This is a genomic window from Psychromonas ingrahamii 37, from assembly GCF_000015285.1.
Taxonomy (GTDB): domain Bacteria; phylum Pseudomonadota; class Gammaproteobacteria; order Enterobacterales; family Psychromonadaceae; genus Psychromonas; species Psychromonas ingrahamii.
In genome coordinates this window covers 3,991,648-4,012,453 of the sequence record NC_008709.1, presented here as the reverse complement: position 1 = coordinate 4,012,453, position 20,806 = coordinate 3,991,648, and the positions used below count along the sequence as shown (strand labels likewise).

Genomic DNA, 20,806 nt, shown 5'->3' with positions numbered 1-20,806 from the left:
GCGCCGCTTTAACCTAAAGCCGATGCCCATTAAGACGTCAGGCGACCCCCTGTTCAGTGATTAATTTGGCTGGCGGCTTATTATTTAGATTCTTTTTTAGGCGTTATAAGTATACTATTCGCACTATCACTATCACTATCACTATCACTGCCACTTATTCCTCGGACGGTGCCGGATTAAGATGTTAACGGTTTAACAGTAACAATAAAAATAGAGGGGATGCCTGCTTCGTTATCTGATGGGCTGACGTTCACTTTAGCACTACGGCAAAAAATATTATTGGATTTGGCCAAATAATAAGTTCAAAAAGAACAGGAAAAAAGATGATAAAGCACAAAGGTTTTGTACTGGTACCCATACTTATAATTACTACTATTAGCGCTATGTTGGCATTTGCTCAACTCAGTGATAATCGTCTGCAGGAGCGGGTTGCGGGTAATCAGCAAAAAGAAATCAGTGCGCGGCTTGCTGCGGAAAAAGGTATTTTTAAGGCTTTTAACGATATAAAAGTTCAAAGTGACCTTGGCCAGACAAATGATCAGATCATCAGTGCACTGATTGACTCTGGAAAGGTTGATTTGTCTGCTCGGGAGTCTTATTCTTTTCCTTCAGATAATAATGGTGCTTCGCCTGAGGCAACAATTATTACCTTGGTAAGTAAAGGCGAATTTAGCGGTGCGACTGCTTATTTAAAAGCGGTCATTAAAACCATTGATGGTCCTGGCGGCTTGGGAAAAACGGTCTCATACTGCTCTATTTATTATTACTACCCGCAACAAGATACCGCAGTTGCTGCGTTAGACAGCGGATATAGTGAATACTGCGGAGTCAGTGCAGTGGTAGCAGCCGAGCCATTCTGTGGATATGTTCAGCGTAGCTTTGACGACCAATACAGCGAATATAAAGGAGCGGCAGAGGAGGCAAGGATAGCTGTTGAAACAGCCGCATTGGCAGCATCCACTGCTGTCGCTTTAGCGGCATCGGAGGCAGTACGAATAGCGGGGCTAACAGCGGGAGAGGCGACGATAGCAACAGCAGAGGTAGCCTACCAGGCAGCCAGAATGACTCGTTGCACCGCGTATGCCGCGGGAGCGGAGACAAGATGGGCAGGAGTCGCGTATGCAGCGCAAACCGTAGCAGTTACAGTCGCGACTGCCTTGGCGGTAGCGGAGGCAGCAAACGCGACGGATGCAGAGAAAATCGCGACGCTTGCGATAGTGACGGCAGCGGCAATCGCCGCAGCAGCGCCATGGAAAGCTGTCCATATAGCGGCAACGGCAGCAGCGGTGGCTGTTGATGTAGCGGCATTGGCGGCACATAATGCGGTAGTCACAGCGGCAGCGGCGGCAATAGAGATAGCTGGAATAACAGATGCAGTGGCTAAAGCTGATCGGGTAGCTGATGTAGCGGCAGCGTTAGTATTGTATAATGCGGCGGTAGCAGATGCGTTAACTGCGAAAAATGCGGAAACAGCAGCAGCGGCAGCGGCGGCAGAAGTATTGAGAGTAGAGACGGCAGCGGCGGTATTAGCACAAGTAGCGGCGGATGCTGCTGCAGCCTTGGCTGCCGGGTAATACTAAAATTACGCTGGAGACGCTGATTACGACGGACAGTTTTTAACCTTAAGCCGTAAAATCAATAAGCTGTGACATTTTCTATATTTTTAAGCAGTTAAAATGTATAGGGTTAAAGACTTCCGAAATTTTTGCTAATAATATAAAGCAGACTAGCGCAAATTTAAAAGGCATGTTATCGGGCCTTTTAAAGCTTTAATTAATGATCAGATTTCCTCATTTCCTTTAGCAGAGTATTTTTTACCTGCTCTACCTGATGCCTAACGTTATACCGAACGTATTAATAAAGCCCCCAGGGTGTGCTCCGCGCACCGATTACCGCTGCTTGCGGTGTATAGAATGCACTCTACCGATAACATAATACTAAAAGAAATAATTAAATGATCAGATTTGCTATTCAAATTCATCCTGACGGCTTTGTGAGCGTATATTTTGCCTTTGAAGCAAGTGCTTATAAACTTAACGCTTTTGGTATTATCATCTATTAATGGTAGGCAAGTTCGTTACCATTCTCTGCTGTGATTGTTAACAGTGCATCTTTAAACGCTGCTAACAAATCAATCTCCCCATCATAAATTCTACTTCAATAACTTGTGGCGCTTATTAATACTTAATTTCGATTCCGGCGTTTTTTTATTGCATCTTTGACATGCAATTTTACTTGTTTGAAATTCAAATTGTGACATAATTTTTATTTTTAAAAAATAGTCTTTTATCTTCCATCTGAACCATAAAGATATCTTATTGATATTAAAATCCGAAAAATTTTTATGCCATTTTTAAAATTAAAAACGGTGGAATCGAGTTATAGGTCTCTTTATAAATCCTTTTTTTGCTTGCTTATCTTTACGGTGTAATGGGCAAGTCTTTCTTTTTGCTTGATTATCTTTACGGTACGATAGTTAAGTCTTTCTTTTTATACGTGTTATGCATAGATTTTTGAATCATTTTTCTTATGTTAATGACTTTAATTTGTGCTGTTCTACTGATTGTTGATCTTGCTTAATATAATAATCATATTGATTTGTATTATAAGAAAGATTTCTGCTGAACCTTGATTGGCTCATATTAATATTTTATTTTATTTTATTTTTTTTGATTATATTGTGTTTAATTTACAGCCTAAATATGACATGGTCATTTACAGATCAATTTTTTATCTGATTTGTCTATTTTTTATTGTTGTATCCATTGCCGGATAAAAATAATTAGCCAAGTATTTTTATCCCTATTCAAGTTATGTGCCTGTTATTTGAATCTAAAAAATTAAAGAGGGAAGTATGAAACAAAAAGGATTTGTACTGGTATCCGTGCTTATTATTACGACCATCACAACTATGCTGGCATTTTCGCAACTCAAAACTAATAGTCTGCAAGAACGGATGGCCGGCAATCAACAAAAAGAAATCAATGCGCGGTTGGCTGCAGAAAAAGGTATTTTTAAAGGTTTTGACGATATTAAGTCGGGAGGTACAACTGAGCAGATGCTTAGCGACTTAAACGATTTTGCGTCTGATGAAGATAAAGATTACTCTTTTAGTTCACTCGATTCTTATGGCAATAATCTTTTTGCCTTGGTAAGTACAGGAAAATTTGGCGGTGCCACTGCTCATTTAAAAGCAGTAATAAAAAGTCCAGAAGGAGATGCAATCATTGCTTGTGAGAGTGTAAATGTGTCGGGAAATGGATCCATTGAAGGCGATGTAACTGTTATCGAAGGGAATGCTACTTTTAGCGGAAATGGATCTATTGCAGGGTATGTTACGGCTTCTGGTAGTGTAACTGGGGTACCGGAAGATTATTACAGCGTAATATCAAGGGCAGAGCTTGGTGAATGTAATCCGCTTGGTATTACTGGTGAAATAGCTGATATGGCAACTCAGGTGACCATCACTCCTAATGATTATGCTACAAGTACATATACTAGTTTTGACGGTGTGAATGCTGCTGGAGGGGTTGCTCCTGTAGCACTCGATGTTTTAGGTCAAAGTAAAAACGTTTACGTTTTTAATAACTTTAATACCGGGCAGGGGGCGCAAAAAGAAGTGGTAATAACGGGTGATGTAACCCTTTATATAAAAAATAATATGACCACAAAAAACACAATATTTACTCTCGCAGATAATAGTTCATTAACTATCTTTATCGAAGGAAAGATGGATATTGAGACAGGCTCTGATATTTTTTCCGATCAGTCTGTCAGTGCTCATGGCAAAGCCCCGTTAACAGTATACTCCTCTAATAACACTTATGATGCGGTGACGCTTAGTGGTAACGGCGAGATTTATATGAACCTTTATGCGCCTTTGGGAACCATTGCTTACAATGGCAATGGAAATATTATGGGAGCGCTACGTGGAGAAGTTGTTGATATTTCCGGAGGTGGGGACATACATTACGATCAAGGTCTTGGCGAACCAGCCTCATACTGTGCTATTTATTATTACTATCCGGAAAATCCCGGTACCGTGGAGACTTTGGAAGCTGAGGACTACAGGGTCTACTGCGGCGATGATCTTGATATATCCCCGTTTATATCCCCGTTTCAATCCTATGCTGCAATAGCCGGTGGCTATATAAGTATAGCCGCAAACTCCACAGTAAACGGTGATCTCGCTGCACAAGGGTACGTTAGTATCTATGATAATTCTGTAGTTCACAACATCTATGCTGGCGGTTATGTGAGCACAGCTAATCCGTCTACCGTTGAAAACATCTATGCTGGCGATTATGTGACCATAGGTGCTAACGCTATTGCCCAAAACATCCATGCCGGAGCCGCCATTACCGTATACGCGAATGGTGATGTCCAGGCGGTCTATGCTGGCGCAGCCATCACCTTGAGCGCGGGCGCTTCGACGAATGGCGTTTTAGCTGAGGATGCCAACTCAGATGACTATGTTGAAGCGGGCGATATACATAATGCTGGTAATATGACAGAAATGATAACGCTGATAACGGAGACACAGTCCGCTTTATCTGACCTCGTGCTATCCCCTTCTAATGGACAATTACCACCTCCCACTATGGGAACACGCACGTTAGCGCCTGGTGTATGGGAAGAAGACAGTGCCCTGAGTATAACTGCAAGCTCAACCATTACCTTTGATGCGGATAAGTTTACTGATAATGAGGACCATGTTTGGGTTATTAACCTTAGTGGGGCGCTGAAGGTTAGTGATTCGACTAATATCAAGATAATTGGTTTGGATAAAGGCGATACCGCTACTATCATTTGGAATGTAGGCACTGCGCTCGATCTCGTTGCTGACACTTCTTTGGATGACACCGATACCGCTACTATCATTTGGAATGTAGGCACTGCGCTCACCATGGGTGCTCGCACCTCTTTCCGTGGCACCGCATTTGTAGGGGGACCCATTACCGCGGCGACTTCATCGGTTAGTTGTGGTCACTTGTATGCAACGGGCCTCATTAGTATCGGTAGCATCGGGGTCGATAGTGCAGGTAGTCCAGTCACTTGCGAAAATTCAGATGCTGTCTTCACTTATCTGGAGACACTCAATTAATTAGCCGTAATTACGCACCGTAATACGTGCAATTTCTCAGGGTAAATGGTCGACTGTTATAGTTAGGCCATTTTTTTTGCCCAATAAAAGTAATAAACAATAAAGCCATTAAATAGTTACTGGCGCGCAGTACCTGAATAGGTTTGTACTTTAGACAATTTAACACAACAACCATGCCACTCATTTTTCTAACTTTACTACGGTTACTACGGAGCAGACCTGGAATACTAACAATAACAAGTTTATGGGAAACTCGACGATAACTGATTCAAAGACTGTTACTACTGCAATTGATGCGGTGGGTAATATGACGACGGGTTAACGGCTGCTAATCTTAATAATACCAGCAGCTAAGTGTAAATTAACAAGGCCTGTGATCAGGCCTTGTTAACATTTAATCAATGCTTTATTGGCTATCAGCATCTCACGAAGCATTTTTAAGGCTTTACCCTGATTAACCACTTTCCAGGCTAAATATAAGGGAACCGCAGGCCGGGTGGGGGTTATCTGCAATTCAAGCAACTGGCCGTTTTGTAAAAATTCCTGAATACGACAACGGGGTAAAAACCCGCAACCGATACCCGCTATTTGCGCCCTGATTTTATAGTCCATACTGGGCACATAAAAATACTTATCTTCACTGATCACCGATTGCGTCTGCGCTATCCAGTTGCGCGCCGTATCGTGGGCAACCACCGCACGGTACTCGGCAATCAATGCATTGCTTAAGGGCTGCGCTTGTTTGGCTAAGGGGTGAGTTGGACTGACGGCAAAAACAGGTTCAAAATCACAGAGATGCAGCGTTTGTATGCCTTTCTGTTTGGGAGCCGGCCCCGGAACACCGATAATCATATCTATTTTATCCTCCGCTAATGCCTCCCAGGCACCGTTTAAAATCTCTTCGCTGATGTCCATTTCCACATTTGGACAGGCCGTTAAAAAATCGTTAACCACAGAAAAAATAACCGTAGTTTGTAAAATAGAATCGATCGCAATATTTAACTTGGGCTCCCAGCCATTGGCGATGGTTTGCGTTTTGACGGTGAGTCGCTCAACGGCTTCAAGGATCACGCGTCCCTCGTTAAGCAGGTTTTTACCCGCCGGGGTGAGTACTGAACGCCTGCCCTGTTTTTGGAAGATGGTGACCTGCAGCTGATCTTCTAATTTTTGCACTATATAGGAGAGTGCCGAGGGAACCTTATTAAGCTGCTCTGCCGCAGCGGCATAACTGCCGCGTTTTTCAATTGCATCTAATACTGTGATGGCTTCAAGGGTGATGGTTGACCGCTGCATAGTAGGCTCCTTTTAGTGGGTAAGAAGTAGTTGGGAAGAAGTTTATTGTTCAACTAATTTGAACAGATGGATTGGATTTTAGCGCTTATTAAATAAGAATCAATCCTTATACTTGAAGAACGTGCAATTAGTGGAAAGTGATAGAGCGTGGAAAGGCGGTGCAATTAAATATATTATCAGCAGATAAGCTCAGTTATACCAAAGCATTAAATTTATGATCAGTTGCTTTAAAGGAAAAATTTATGCTCACAAAGCCGTCGGTATGACTTTGAATAGTAAATCTGATTATTTTATGAATGTATTTGATATGGTGTTATCGGTAGGGTGCATTCTATGCACCGCGGGCAGCGACAATCGGTGCATAGAATGCACCCTACGAGCTATGCGTTTGTTGTCATGGTTGGCGTTCAAATAAGACAGCCATTAAATTTATGATCAATTTTAAATAGTAAATTGGATCACTTTCTTAATGCGTTTGGTATTATTAGCCTTTCAGGGAGAGTATGTGTTGGTCATAATAGGGGCAAACTTATACGGGGTGATGGATATTAAAGCGTTAAGTGATTAAAGAAACCCGCTCAGATTATCGGGTTTCTTTATAACAGATTGTTAATGACGTTTTTTAGCGCGTGTTTTTTTCGCCTGCTGCTGCAGTTCATAATCAAACTCGTCGGGGAAGAAAATCAATCCTTCATTATTCTGATTTGGAAAAACCACAATGGCGAGTTCATCTCCCTCCAGACCATGTGTCCAACGACTATGCCATTTTGCCAGAGAAATAGATTCTGGTTTGCAGTGTGACCATTCTTCAGTCGCCCAGGATTCGGCAAATTCTTTATTCGGCCAAACCGGCACACAGTCTTCTTCTTCGGTATTTAGCATTACGCAACCATGCTCATCAACCAGTAACCAAATTTGCCCATTATTAATGACTTCTTTAAGTAAATAGTCGTAACGCTGCTGCGCATCATATTGTTGAATTTTTTGAATCTGCTGTATATCTAACACGTTACTCATTTTAAATGTCCTGTTTAATGGCTAAAAACCTTTGTCTTATGGTCAAAAATTTAGTTTATGGGTGTTATTTGCAACGTCATATAGCCTCATCATTTGGCAGGGCATGGTCATTTTATAAATGCGACTGCGGCTGCGCGGGATCTATAACGACTGCATTATCTAAAACCGGCACCATCACTATCGGTGGATAGGTTTTGGTGATTGCACTGACCATTTTAATACGTGCCTCTTCGTGCTGATCATGTATCGTTTGTGCGCGCTTAAAATGTACTTCGCTGAGCCACTTGCTATAAGATATCCACTGATTGTCTTTGGTTTTATGCAAACGCGATCCAAGGGCACCGTGTTTTTCGATATTGCGATGAATTATTTCTGTCCAGCCCTCTTTAAAAGATTGCTCGGTCCCAGCTTTAAGGTCCCAGCGAAAAAGTACATAGATCATAATCTCTCCAATGTTATTGTGATAGTTATCTACAAGCTTTTTCGAAAATTAGGTTTATGTCAATAGGAAGCACGCTAACGCGTTAACTTAGACAGTATTTTTTTATATTTAACCCTAATCATTATGCATCTCTGGGCAGACCTTTTTCAACGCTATTAATTAAACGTTTTTTAAGGCGCTCATTAAATACCGGGATTTGACCCTGGTGTTGGTCAAGTGCCCATTGCAGATGCTCATTTAACATCTCAGAGAGATTTAAAGCGAGTTTGTTTTTTAACGTATCAACTATTGCCTCACTGGCTGGCGCATTACCTAATGCCACGCTTATATTACGCAGCCAGCGCTGATAACCAATACGGCGAATGGGGGAGCCTTCGCTATAGGTTAGAAACTCATCTTCAGTCCAATTAAATAATTCTAATAAGGATTTGTTTTCCAGCTGCTGACGAACCTGATAATCACTTTCCTCGGTGGTATCGGCAAAACGGTTCCAGGGACAAATCAGTTGGCAATCATCACAACCGTAGATACGGTTACCAATGGCTTTGCGAAATTCAACCGGAATGGGCCCCTGCAGTTCGATGGTCAAGTAGGAGATACAGCGGCGTCCATCAACCACATAGGGTGCAACGATCGCCTGTGTCGGGCAGATAGTCAAACAGGCAACACATTTTCCACATTTATTTTCGACGGGTTGATCAACGGGTAAAGGTAAATCGACCAGCAGTTCGCCGATAAAAAACCAGGAGCCAGCCTTGGCATCAAGCAAAAGTGAGTGTTTGCCAACCCAGCCTAATCCTGCTTTTGCAGCAAGGGGACGTTCCAATATTGGCGCGCTGTCAACAAAAGGACGGTAACCCAATTGCCCGACTTCTAATTCAATTTTTTGCCCCAGCTTTTTAAGTCTTTTGCGCAGCACTTTGTGGTAATCCCGGCCAAGTGCATAACGACTGATATAAGCGTTATCTTTGTTTTTTAATGTACTGGCAAATTGGGCATTATCCGGTAAATAATCCATGCGCACGGAAATTACCCTTAACGTGCCGGGGAGCAGTTCATCAGGGCGGGCACGTTTCATACCATGCTTGCTCATATACTCCATTTCGCCGTGGTAATTGTTATCCAACCACGACTGTAATTTACTTTCCTGGTCTTTTAGATCAATATCTGAGATACCTACCTTCTGAAAACCGAGCTCTTTACCCCATAATTTGATATTTTGAGATAAACTTAATAAATCGAGTGTTTCAGTGGGGTCAATTAAATTTTTTTGATTTATCATTTTAATACTTAACTCTCAGAGGATGATCGATATGCTTAACGATCAGATAAAAACTGCCAGCAGTTTACCACATTCTTTATATCGTGCTCAGCAGATCAAAGAATTTGAAGGCGCTGCTGCAGAATTAGCCGGAATGACCCTTTATGACCTGATGAAATCCGCTGGACAGGCTTGTTATCAGGTTTTTAAAGTGCGTTTTCCGAATGCCATAAAAGTACTGGTTTTTACCGGTTGTGGTAATAATGGCGGCGATGGTTACATTTTTGCCGGTATGGCTAAAAATGCGGGACTCGATGTGCAGCTTTGCCAAATCGGGGAGCCTACCCATTTGTCTAATGAGGCGCAACGGGCCAAAAAAACATGGCAACAAGGGCAAGGTAAAATAGAAAATACTGCACAGGCAAATATTGCCGGTGCAGATGTTATTGTTGATGCCCTATTGGGGACGGGGCTCTCGGGCACAATGCGTCCTGAATTTAAATCCTTAATTGATAAAATCAATCAGGCTGGTAAACCCGTTTTGAGTGTTGATATTCCATCGGGCCTTAATGCCGATAGCGGTGCAGTAAACGCGGTGGCGATAAAAGCCGATGCAACTATTACCTTTGTGGGTTTAAAGCCGGGTTTATTGACCGGCGCTGCGGCGGAGCATTGCGGACAACTGTATTTTTCAGATTTAGGTATTAGCAAGCAGTTTGGAGATTTAGCGGTCAGTGACAGCACACGAGTGTCCTATCAAGATCTGACTCATTTATTAAAAAAACGTCGACGCAGCAGCCATAAAGGCCAATTTGGAAAAACCTTAGTGATCGGTGGTAATTTTGGTATGCCTGGTGCGGTACGTTTAGCGGCAGAATCTGCACTGCGCAGCGGATCGGGATTAGTTAAAGTACTTACCCGGTTCGATAATCAAAGCGCTGTTATTGCCGGGCGTCCGGAACTGATGCTGCAAAATTTTTCTGAAAATACCGCTCAGCAGGATCCGTTTGGTGATTGGCCCAGTACACTGGTCATAGGACCTGGGCTGGGGTTTGATGATTGGGCACAGGGGTTATTCGACAGGGTAATAAGCAGTGAGTTAAACTGCGTGGTGGACGCCGATGCATTAACTTTATTAGCTCGGAAAGCGGCTTATAAAGATAATTGGATTTTAACACCCCACCCCGGTGAAGCGGCTAAATTATTAGGCGTATCTATTGCTGAAATTGAAATGGATCGCTTTAGTGCCGTGCGCCGGTTACAAGCCATTTATGGTGGAATTGTGATTTTAAAGGGAGCTGGAACCTTAATTTGTGATGGAAATAAAATATTTGTCGCAAATGTCGGCAATCCTGGTATGGCAAGTGGTGGCATGGGTGATGTGCTTTCTGGTATTATAGGCGGCCTGTTAGCGCAAGGTTTAAATTCGCTTGATGCTGCAAGGCTTGCGGTCTGTATCCACGGGGATGCAGCTGACCTTGCTGCGCGACAAGGTGAACGTGGATTATTAGCCAGTGATCTGTTCTCTTATATTAGGAAATTAGTTAATCCATCATGTTAAATTTTTTTAAAGAAGAGTTACTTAATGCCGAACAAACCGTTGCTTTCGGCGGGCGTTTAAGCGCCGCTTGCAAACAACCTGTCTGTATCTATTTACACGGAGACTTGGGGGCGGGTAAAACCACATTAACCCGCGGTTTTATTCAAGGACTCGGGCATATAGGGCATGTAAAAAGCCCGACTTATACGTTAGTTGAACCCTATGAATTGGCAGACTGGCAAGTGTATCATTTTGATTTATACCGTTTGGGAGATCCCGAAGAGTTAGAATTTATGGGGATTCGTGATTATTTTACTGCAACAAGCCATTGTTTAGTTGAATGGCCTGAGCGAGGAGAGGGGATTTTACCCTCTCCTGATATCGACTTAACATTACGCTATGTCGATCAGCAAAGAATCGTCGAGTTACAGGCTAATACAGAAGTTGGACAGCAGGTTTTAAATAAATTATGAAATTAACAACACGGTTTTTTATGCGCTTGGTTTTTTTGTCTGTGCTGCTTATACAGGGTATGTTAACTGTTGCAATGGCAACGGCAGTTCCAACAAACCAATTAAATGAGGTGCGCACTTGGCCTTCTCCGGATAATACTCGTGTTGTTTTAGAATTTTTGCATAAACCCAGCTATAAAACGCATTATTTAAAATACCCGGATCGACTGGTTATCGATCTTCAGTCAACCTCAACGGACGTTAATTTAACCAAAATTAAGCACAAAGGTCCATTGGTTAATAATCTTCGTGAAAGTGCCAGCATATCTAAAAGCAGCTATCGGATCGTAGTCGATTTGAATAAAGCCAGTCAGGCTAAAATGTTCGTTTTGCCGAAGGCTAAGCCTTACGGTCACCGTCTGGTTATTGACTTGCCGCATAATCAACTCAGCACGATAATCGTCACCAAACCAAAACAACCAGCGCAAGGGCGCAATATTATTATTGCGATTGATGCCGGGCATGGGGGGGATGATCCCGGTGCATCGGGCCGCTATAGTCATGAAAAAAAAATCACCCTACAGATAGCTAAACGCTTACTGAAAAAAATTAATCAACAAGTTGGGATGAGCGCTTTTTTGATTCGTGAAGGTGATTATTTTGTTGGTTTGCATCAACGCACGGCCATTGCACGTAAAGGTGAGGCTGATTTTTTGGTGTCTATTCATGCAGATGGATTTACCTCTGCTCGCCCTCGAGGCGCATCGGTTTTAGTCTTATCAAAAAGAAGAGCGACCACAGAACAGGGCCGCTGGATGGAAAATAATGAAGCACATTCTGAGTTGATCGGGGGGGCGGGTAAAATGATGCAGGGTTCTAGCAACCGGCCTTATCTGCAAAAAATGGTTTTAGATATGTCCATGGGTAACTCCATGGCAGTTGGTTTTAAGGTCGGTTACCGGGTTGTTAATGAATTAAAAAAAGTGACCCCTTTGCACCAGGCGGCACCCGTTCATGCCAGCCTCGCGGTGTTAAAATCCCCTGATATACCTTCTATCTTAGTGGAAGCCGGTTTTATTACTAACCGCACTGAAGAGAAGTTGTTAAATCAAGCCTCGCATCAAAACAAAATTACCAATGCGGTGTTTAACGGCATTTATAAACATTTTATTCAATCTCCTCCGCAAAACACATTATTTGCGCAAAAAAAACGTGTTATTAAACATACGGTCCGCAGTGGCGAATCCTTATCAATACTGTCTGAACGTTATAGCGTAAGCTTGAGCCACTTGAAAGCATATAATCATTTAGGGTCAAACTCTCTGCTCGTTGATCAGGTATTAAATATACCGCCCAACTACAAGTTGGCTGTCACCCCGGAAGCGCCTAAACAGTTTCTTCGTACCGAGCCGTCGGCACGTGTTCACCGGGTTCGCAGTGGCGAGTCGTTGTCTGTGATTGCGGAGCAATACGGTACAACAACACAAACCCTTAAAAGCTTTAATAATTTGCCTTCAATGACACTTGCGATCGGACAAAAAGTAAAAATTCCCAGCGCTGATCTTGACGTGCCGGTTGTGCTAGCTGCGAGTGTTCACAGGGTCCGTGGTGGCGAGGCTTTGTCTGTGATTGCAGAGCAATACGGCACAACAACGCAAACCCTTAAAAGCTTTAACAATTTATCTTCAATGACGCTTGCGATAGGGCAAAAAATAAAGATACCGGGAGATAATGAGGTGATACCGGTTAGACCAAGTTCACATAAGGTCAGCAGCGGCGAGTCTCTGTCGGTCATTGCCGAGCGTTATGGGGTCACTTCAGATAACTTAAAAGCCTACAACAAGCTGAACTCAAGTTCATTATTGATAGGTCAGGTTCTGCAAATTCCAAGAAGCGATTATGTCGCCTCTATACCGTTAGTCGTGCGTGTACATAAGGTTGAAGCGGGGGAGTCGCTATCGGTGATAGCGCAGCGTTATGACACTTCTAGTATACGATTAAAAGCGTATAACGGGCTAAGTTCCAGCACTGTTTTTATTGGCCAACAGATGAAAATACCATTACCTGATTATGTTATAAAAGAGCAACTGCATAAGGTTAAAGTGGGAGAGTCGCTGTCGGTGATAGCGCAAGGTTATGACACTTCTAGCGCACGATTAAAAGCCTATAATGGACTAAGTTCCAGCACCGTTTTTATTGGCCAACAGATTAAAATACCAGCACCTGATTATGTTGTAAAAGAGCAGCTGCATAAGGTTAAAGCAGGAGAGTCGCTATCGGTGATAGCGCAGCGTTATGATACAACCAGCGCACGATTAAAGGCGTATAACAGGCTAAGTTCCAGCATTGTTTTTATTGGTCAAAATATTAAAATACCATCACCTGGTTATTTTATAAAAGAGCATAAAGTACGCAGTGGTGAATCACTTTCAGTGATCGCCAGTCGTTATGGTACAACCAGTGATGTTATTAAAGAATTTAATAAACTCAGTTCAACTTTGCTTAGGGTTGGTCAAGTTTTAACCATTCCTGTTAGTTAATCGATTTCGGATACCCGTTTTTATGCCTATTCAAATTTTAGCTGCTCGCCTGGCTAACCAAATTGCTGCGGGTGAGGTCGTTGAACGCCCGGCTTCGGTGGTTAAAGAGCTGATTGAAAACAGCTTAGATGCCGGGGCGACAAAAATTGAGATCGATATTGAAAAGGGCGGCGCAAAATGTATCCGTGTCAAAGACAATGGTGCAGGCGTTTGTCAAGAACAGCTGACCCTGGCATTAAGCCGTCATGCAACCAGTAAAATAAGCCATTTAGACGATCTCGAAGCGATTGTCAGCTTGGGTTTTCGCGGAGAAGCCTTAGCCAGTGTCAGCTCTGTCTCGCGTCTGACATTTACTTCTAAACCCGCCGATCAGGAGCAGGCCTGGCAAGCGATCGCTGAAGGCCGGGATATGCAGGTGACTATTCAACCTGCCGCACATCCCCAGGGAACAACGGTGGAGGTTTTGGATCTGTTTTTTAATACCCCCGCCAGGCGGCGGTTTTTAAAAACAGAAAAAACGGAATTTCAGCATATTGACGAGTTGATTCGGCGCATCGCATTAAGCCGTTTTGAAATTACTTTTGTACTGAAACATAATCATAAAATTGTTCATCAGTATCGCGCCACACAAACACAAAGTCAGCAGGAAAAACGTCTTGCTTCTATCTGCAGTGAAAGTTTTGTCAGCAGCGCCTTATATTTTCAAAATAGCGATAATGCGTTAAAAATATCCGGTTGGGTTTCAGATAAGCTCTCCGCACGGTCATCAAACGATGTGCAGTACTGCTATATTAATGGCAGAGTGATCCGCGATAAATTAATTAACCATGCGATCAAGCAGGTTTATGCTTACTCCTTACCTCAGGGGAAATTCCCCGCTTATGTTATCTATATTGAATGTGATCCGGATCAAGTGGATGTAAATGTGCACCCCTCAAAACATGAGGTACGTTTTCATCAGGCGCGTTGGGTACATGATTTTATCGTCAGCACCTTAACGGTGACACTAAATGAATCCCCCTTGTCGGCATCAGAACCACAATCACAACCAAAACCAAGTGAACACGCTTATTTACCCGCCAACCGCGGGGAGGAAAAAACTGATTCTCAGTATGAGCCAAAAGAAAAAAATAAAAGTGCCGGGCGGGTTAATGAGCAAACAGCAGCGCCATCTTCAGGTTATGCTAAGCGCGAAACAAACCCACAACTGGATCAGGCTAAAATGGCGGCCTATTGCGATTTTGTCGCGGAAGCTCACTTACCTTTCTCGGCAGACGAACAACAATCATCTACTTTATCTGATCTGACTTTTGCGACTGTCGTGTGTTTGATCGACAGGCAATATTTATTAATTAAGCTCAATGCAAAGCAGCAGCTGCTCAATATTGACTCGCCTTTTTTAGTGTTGTCCTTGGAAAACGTTGATTTAATGATTAAGCAAATGGAATTATTTGCTGCCTGGTCCGATGGAGAAGTAATAGCACAACCTTTGTTATTACCCGTGCGTGTGGAGCTTGATGCGCTTTTATTGAAAACTAGCGAAGACTTTAATGAGTTATTTATGCGCTTAGGTTTTGTTTTTAAAATACAGGGCAGCAAGCTGATTATTAGTAAAGTGCCCGCGCTACTCAGGCAGGCACCGGTTGCGAAAATTATACCTGAGTTATTAACCTTTTTAAGTCAAACAGATAACAATATGGATGCACAACAGGTTAATCTCTTTTGTGTCTTTTTAGTCAACACATTAAAACAGCAGCAAGCAGAAAATATTAACTGGACTGAGCAAAGTGCCAAAGCGCTTTTTGACTTATTACTTTCGTTGTTCTCGGAAAAGCTTAGTGACTGGCAGAAACAATTATTTAGAGTGCCCGATTTATCATTATTAGTACAAGGTTTTTCACATGAATAACTATCCGACCGCCCTGTTTTTAATGGGGCCTACGGCTTCTGGAAAAACCGATTTAGCCATAAAATTAGCCTTGCAATGTGACTGTGAAATTATCAGTGTTGATTCCGCGTTAATTTATAAAGGAATGGATATTGGTACGGCCAAACCAAGCAATCACGAGCTGCAACAAGTGCCGCATGCTTTGGTTGATATTATTGACCCGCTTGAGTCCTACTCTGCCGGTGATTTTCGTGAAGATGCATTAAGTTTAATGCAGGAGATCACCGATCGTGGTCATACTCCTTTATTAGTGGGGGGGACTATGCTGTATTACAAAGCCTTAGTCGACGGATTATCTCCGCTGCCCAGTGCCAATCCAAAAGTACGTGCGCAAATAGAGAAAGAAGCGCTGGAAAATGGCTGGCAGGCTTTACATGATAAGCTTGAGCAGATAGACCCCGTTTCAGCTGCACGTATCCATGTGAATGATCCTCAGCGTTTAGCGCGTGCCCTTGAGGTTTTCCGCATATCAGGCAAAAGCTTAACTGAACTGACAAAAGTGAAAAGTGATCCTATTCCCTATAATATTAAACAATTTGCCATCGCACCCCTTGAAAAAAGCGTCTTACATGCGCGTATCGAGCAACGTTTTGAACTAATGCTTGAATCCGGGTTTGAGCAGGAAGTACGCAAACTTTATCAACGTGGTGATTTGCATTTAGATTTACCCTCAATGCGCTGTGTTGGTTACCGGCAAATGTGGGAATATTTACAAGGCACAATGGATTATGAGGAAATGCGCTTTCGTGGCATTGTAGCAACGAGACAACTCGCTAAACGGCAAATGACCTGGTTACGCGGCTGGCAAAATGTAACTTGGCTTGAAACAGGTCATGCTGATAATTTTGAACGCATCAAGGCGATGTTATAAGCCGTAATTAAGCCATTTTCCCTACGGCAAAACTTCTTATTAAAAAGACTGGGGTTACGCGGCTGGCAGGATGTGATCTGGCTTGAAACTAACGATGCGAATAATTTTGAGTGAATAAAAGCCATATTATAAGTGGTTCTAAACCGACATTAGAGCAGTGTTGTTATCACCGAAGGTACTTGTTAAAGCCTTATTTTGTGAATTTCAAGTGAAATTTTAAAAGCAAATCCAAAATCAAGCGTCAGTTTTGACTGTTTGGCGATGCTAGAAAGTGTTACGGATCAAAATTTTGAGCAATCAAATCGGTTTTTATTTGACCATTGTTTATACTGAGCAGGTATTAATAACTATTGAGTAACAGTGCATTAAAACTATCTAATAATAATAATAATAGGGAAACCCAATGGCAAAAGGACAGTCACTTCAAGACCCATTTTTAAATGCGTTACGCAAAGAGCATATTCCAGTTGCAATTTATTTAGTAAATGGCATCAAGTTACAGGGACAAATTGAGTCTTTTGATCAATTTGTTATTCTGTTGAAAAATACGGTGAGTCAAATGGTCTACAAACATGCTATTTCAACCGTTGTTCCTGCGCGGGCGATCGCGGCTATTCCACATGTTGAAAGTGATTAAGCATAAAAACAGTTTATCACTCAATTTTGGCTTGCTTTGCGCAGGCCTTTTTTTATAATATTCATTCCCCTTATATAAACTTTATTTTTATCCTATCCTTAAGTGGCTTATGTTAGGATGATAATTGTTACTTTTCTTGTAAATTGGAGATTTATTTGTTTGATCGTTACGAAGCCGGAGAACTGGCTGTTTTAGTTCATATCACTTTTTCTGATGAGAATAAAAAAGAAGACCTTGATGAGCTAAAACACTTAGTGAGTTCTGCCGGTGTAAATACGCTTGATACTGTTACTGGTTCCCGCCAAGCCCCCCATGCTCGTTACTTTGTCGGCACGGGTAAAGCACAGGAAATTGCTGATGCTGTCAAAACATTGGGTGCTAATGTGGTTGTCTTTAATCATGCATTGACCCCGGCTCAACAACGTAATTTAGAAGCATTATGCGAATGCTTAGTCTTAGACAGAACTGCGTTGATTTTAGATATCTTTGCCCAACGCGCGCGGACTTATGAGGGCAGACTGCAGGTAGAATTAGCGCAATTACGTTACCTTTCTACGCGACTTATTCGTGGCTGGACGCATTTGGAACGACAAAAAGGGGGCATCGGATTACGTGGGCCAGGTGAAACTCAATTAGAAACCGATAGACGTTTATTGCGGGCACGTATCAGCACCATTAAATCGCGTTTAGCAAAAGTGGAAAAACAGCGTGAGCAGGGGCGTCGAGCTCGTAAACGTAATGAAGTGCCAACTGTTGCACTGGTTGGCTATACCAATGCGGGCAAATCTACACTATTTAATCACCTTACCGATGCAGGCGTTTACGCCGCCGATCAACTATTTGCAACACTTGACCCTACGCTACGTAAAGTTGATGTTGTGGATGTTGGCACTTGTATTTTAGCCGATACCGTCGGCTTTATTCGTCACTTACCGCATGATTTGGTCGCGGCCTTTAAAGCCACGCTGCAGGAAACCCGTGACGCTACATTATTATTACATATTGTAGATTGTGCAGATCCCAGTCACCACGATAATATCGTGGCTGTACAAACAGTCTTAGATGAGATTGATGCCGGTGATGTGCCGCAACTTATGATCATGAATAAAATTGATGACGTTGATGGTATCGAGCCATATGTTGATTTTGATGAGTTGGGAAAACCTGTGAAGGTGTGGTTATCTGCACAAACGGGTATAGGTGTAGAGCTGTTATTTGAGTCATTAACCACACTCTTATCGGGACAGATTCGTTCGCTGCAACTTGCTATACCATCAGAGGAGGGGAAATTACGCGCTTTATTTTACCAGTTGGACTGTATTGAACATGAGTCCTATTCTGACAATGGTGATTGTATATTGGACATTCGTTTAAATGCTATTGAGTGGCAGCGCTTGATAAAACAGCAGGGTGCCTCCATAGAGGAGTATGTGGTTAACGCTAAATAGCTTTTTTTAATCAACTCACCGCATATTATGTCATGTTTTCTTTATTATTCGAGAGAACATTGCTACATTGCTTAACACTTTTTTGTATTATTAAATCGGGAGCTATATATGGCTTGGAACGAACCGGGAAAAGATAAAGACCCGTGGAAAAACAATGATAAAAAGAAAGATCAGGGACCGCCTGATCTTGATGTCGTTTTCCAGAAATTATCAAAATTACTCGGTGGTTTGTTTGGTAAAAAGCCTTCTTCAGACGACAGCGGCAATAAGGGTGGCGGTAATATTGCCATTATTGCCGTGTTTGCAATAATTGCTATTGTTTGGTTTGTCAGTGGTTGGTATACGATTAAAGAATCTGATCGTGGTGTCGTATTACGTTTTGGTGCTTACCATTCTCAAGTTGAAGCGGGTTTGCATTGGAATCCGAAGTTTATTGATCAAATTATTCCGATTAACGTTGAAGCATTTCGTACTATGCCAACAACGGGGTTCATGCTGACGGAAGATGAAAATATTGTTAAGGTTGGCATGGAAGTGCAGTACCGTATTATTGCACCTGAAAAATACCTGTTTAGTGTCACTAATGCGGATAACAGTTTATTACAAGCATTAGATAGTTCATTGCGTTTTGTTGTTGGTCATTCGACTATGGATGATGTGTTAACAACAGGCCGTGAAGTGGTGCGCCAGGAAACATGGGTAATGATCGACGATATTATCGAATCATACGATTTAGGTATCGATGTTGTGGATGTTAACTTACAACAAACACGTCCGCCTGAAGAAGTTAAAGATGCCTTTGATGATGCTATTGCCGCGCAGGAAGATGAACAGCGTTTTATACGTGAAGCTGAAGCTTATGAACGTGAAAAAGCACCGATCGCTCGTGGTCAAGTAAAACGTATTGAACAGCAGGCCCTAGCTTATAAAGAAGGTCTTATTTTAAAAGCGCAGGGTGAAGTTGCCCGTTTTAATCAATTATTACCTCAATATCAAGCCAACCCTGAAGTGACTCGTCAACGTCTCTATCTGGAAACCATGGAAAAGGTATTGGATAGCACCTCTAAAGTGCTTATTGATAATAATGCTGGTGGTAATTTAACTTTTCTTCCATTGGATAAATTGATGGGCGGAAGCACAGATAAAGTAGGGCTGGATAAAAGTGTTTCAGAAATTGAAACACGTTCACGTGCCGATGAAAAAGCAGACCAAGATGAACGAGCGGGCGGAACTACTTCGCCGAGTCGTAGTAGTAACAGAAGCTCTGGGAGAGACTACTAATGAATAAATTATTAATACTTCCAGTACTGATTATTGCGATGCTTTTCAGCAGCGCATTTGTTATCACGGAAGGGCAGCATGGAATAGTAATGCAATTTAGTAAAGTTAAACGTGATGCAGCGGGTGATCCTGTTGCTTATCCGCCTGGCTTACACTTTAAAATTCCTTTTATTGATTCCGTGCGCAGCATGGACACGCGTATCCAAACCTTGGATGATAAAGCAGATCGCTTTGTGACTTCTGAGAAAAAAGATTTAATCATCGACTCTTACGTGAAATGGCAGATTGATGATTTAGCGGTTTACTTTTTGGCAACAGGCGGCAATAAAATGCAGGCTGAATCCTTACTTAAGCGTAAAATTAATAATGGATTACGCAGTGAGATAGGTTCGCATACTATTACCGATATTGTCTCGGGTAAACGTGGTCAAGTGATGGAAACAGCACTGAAACGTATGGCTCGTTCAAGTGAATTAGGTATTAAGGTTGTTGATGTTCGGATCAAAAGAATCAATCTACCTGACGAAGTCAGCAACAGTGTTTACAAACGGATGCGTGCTGAGCGATTAGCAGTAGCAAAAGAGCATCGCTCTAAAGGTCAAGAGCAATCAGAAGTCATTCGCGCTAATATTGACCGGAAAGTCTCTATCATGCTCGCCCAAGCTAATAAAGAATCTTTGGAGATTCGCGGGGTGGGTGATGCTGAGTCTTCACAAATATATGGCGACTCTTATTCACAAGATGCTGAATTCTTCTCTTTTTTACGCAGTATGAAAGCGTATGAGAAAAGTTTTACAGGGAAAGATGATGTCATGGTGTTAAGCCCGGACTCGGACTTCTTTAAGTACATGAACAACAAAGATTAATTTTATTTTTCTTATTGAAAAAGGGCGGTTTACCGCCCTTTTTTGTGTCCTCAATAAAGCCGTAAATGGGTTAGTTCGTAAAGATCTGAACATCGTGCTTGAAATG

The 20,806-nt window shown here is 42.3% G+C and carries 14 protein-coding genes and 2 pseudogenes; 12 read left to right on the top strand and 4 right to left on the bottom strand.

What is annotated here, in order from left to right:
• Positions 1–323: 323 nt before the first annotated feature.
• Positions 324–1,574: a ferredoxin-type 4Fe-4S protein gene (locus PING_RS21520; RefSeq protein ID WP_011771488.1), complete on the top strand. Its 1,251-nt coding sequence runs from the start codon at positions 324–326 to the stop codon at positions 1,572–1,574.
• Between the two features lie 1,280 nt (positions 1,575–2,854).
• The gene (locus PING_RS21515) at positions 2,855–5,104 is read left to right on the top strand and encodes an ice-binding family protein (protein ID WP_011771487.1); all 2,250 of its coding nucleotides are present in this window, start codon (positions 2,855–2,857) and stop codon (positions 5,102–5,104) included.
• 387 nt (positions 5,105–5,491) lie between these two features.
• Here PING_RS21515 and PING_RS16735 read toward each other — a convergent pair whose 3' ends face one another.
• The 4 genes from PING_RS16735 to queG form a co-directional block, all read right to left on the bottom strand.
• A complete protein-coding gene (locus tag PING_RS16735) occupies positions 5,492–6,397 on the bottom strand; it encodes a LysR family transcriptional regulator (protein ID WP_011771486.1) in 906 nt (301 codons plus the stop codon).
• 609 nt (positions 6,398–7,006) lie between these two features.
• Entirely contained in the window at positions 7,007–7,414 is a 408-nt protein-coding gene (locus PING_RS16730) for a DUF2750 domain-containing protein (RefSeq protein ID WP_011771485.1), read from the bottom strand.
• A 112-nt stretch (positions 7,415–7,526) separates the two neighbouring features.
• Positions 7,527–7,856, bottom strand: a complete 330-nt coding sequence (locus PING_RS16725) for an antibiotic biosynthesis monooxygenase family protein (protein ID WP_011771484.1) — start codon at positions 7,854–7,856, stop codon at positions 7,527–7,529.
• Between the two features lie 121 nt (positions 7,857–7,977).
• Positions 7,978–9,138 (bottom strand): tRNA epoxyqueuosine(34) reductase QueG, encoded by a 1,161-nt coding sequence (queG, locus tag PING_RS16720; protein WP_011771483.1) that lies wholly within the window; start codon positions 9,136–9,138, stop codon positions 7,978–7,980.
• 31 nt (positions 9,139–9,169) lie between these two features.
• On the opposite strand from queG, the gene PING_RS16715 reads away from it, so the two are divergent.
• The 10 genes and pseudogenes from PING_RS16715 to hflC all read left to right on the top strand — a co-directional run bounded on the left by PING_RS16715 (position 9,170) and on the right by hflC (position 20,700).
• Positions 9,170–10,678 carry a bifunctional ADP-dependent NAD(P)H-hydrate dehydratase/NAD(P)H-hydrate epimerase gene (locus PING_RS16715; protein ID WP_011771482.1) on the top strand — a complete coding sequence of 503 codons (1,509 nt, stop codon included), beginning with the start codon at positions 9,170–9,172 and terminating at the stop codon, positions 10,676–10,678.
• Positions 10,672–11,130 carry a tRNA (adenosine(37)-N6)-threonylcarbamoyltransferase complex ATPase subunit type 1 TsaE gene (gene tsaE, locus PING_RS16710; protein WP_011771481.1) on the top strand — a complete coding sequence of 153 codons (459 nt, stop codon included), beginning with the start codon at positions 10,672–10,674 and terminating at the stop codon, positions 11,128–11,130. Before PING_RS16715 ends, tsaE begins: the two co-directional genes overlap by 7 nt.
• Positions 11,127–12,254: pseudogene (locus PING_RS21935) on the top strand (N-acetylmuramoyl-L-alanine amidase); the annotation flags it as partial. The gene tsaE and the pseudogene PING_RS21935, both read left to right, overlap by 4 nt.
• A 1,254-nt stretch (positions 12,255–13,508) precedes the next feature.
• Positions 13,509–13,649 (top strand): annotated as a pseudogene (locus PING_RS21930) (LysM peptidoglycan-binding domain-containing protein); the annotation flags it as partial.
• Positions 13,650–13,671: 22 nt separating this feature from the next.
• Positions 13,672–15,558: a DNA mismatch repair endonuclease MutL gene (mutL, locus tag PING_RS16700; protein ID WP_011771479.1), complete on the top strand. Its 1,887-nt coding sequence runs from the start codon at positions 13,672–13,674 to the stop codon at positions 15,556–15,558.
• Positions 15,551–16,468 (top strand): tRNA (adenosine(37)-N6)-dimethylallyltransferase MiaA, encoded by a 918-nt coding sequence (miaA, locus tag PING_RS16695; protein WP_011771478.1) that lies wholly within the window; start codon positions 15,551–15,553, stop codon positions 16,466–16,468. Before mutL ends, miaA begins: the two co-directional genes overlap by 8 nt.
• A 403-nt stretch (positions 16,469–16,871) precedes the next feature.
• Positions 16,872–17,105: an RNA chaperone Hfq gene (gene hfq, locus PING_RS16690; protein WP_011771477.1), complete on the top strand. Its 234-nt coding sequence runs from the start codon at positions 16,872–16,874 to the stop codon at positions 17,103–17,105.
• Between the two features lie 155 nt (positions 17,106–17,260).
• Entirely contained in the window at positions 17,261–18,553 is a 1,293-nt protein-coding gene (gene hflX, locus PING_RS16685; RefSeq protein ID WP_011771476.1) for a ribosome rescue GTPase HflX, read from the top strand.
• Between the two features lie 108 nt (positions 18,554–18,661).
• Complete coding sequence (gene hflK / locus PING_RS16680) at positions 18,662–19,834, top strand: FtsH protease activity modulator HflK (protein ID WP_011771475.1); 1,173 nt, start codon at positions 18,662–18,664, stop codon at positions 19,832–19,834.
• Positions 19,834–20,700: a protease modulator HflC gene (gene hflC, locus PING_RS16675; RefSeq protein ID WP_011771474.1), complete on the top strand. Its 867-nt coding sequence runs from the start codon at positions 19,834–19,836 to the stop codon at positions 20,698–20,700. The genes hflK and hflC overlap by 1 nt, the downstream gene beginning before the upstream one ends.
• The last annotated feature ends 106 nt before the right edge of the window (positions 20,701–20,806 follow it).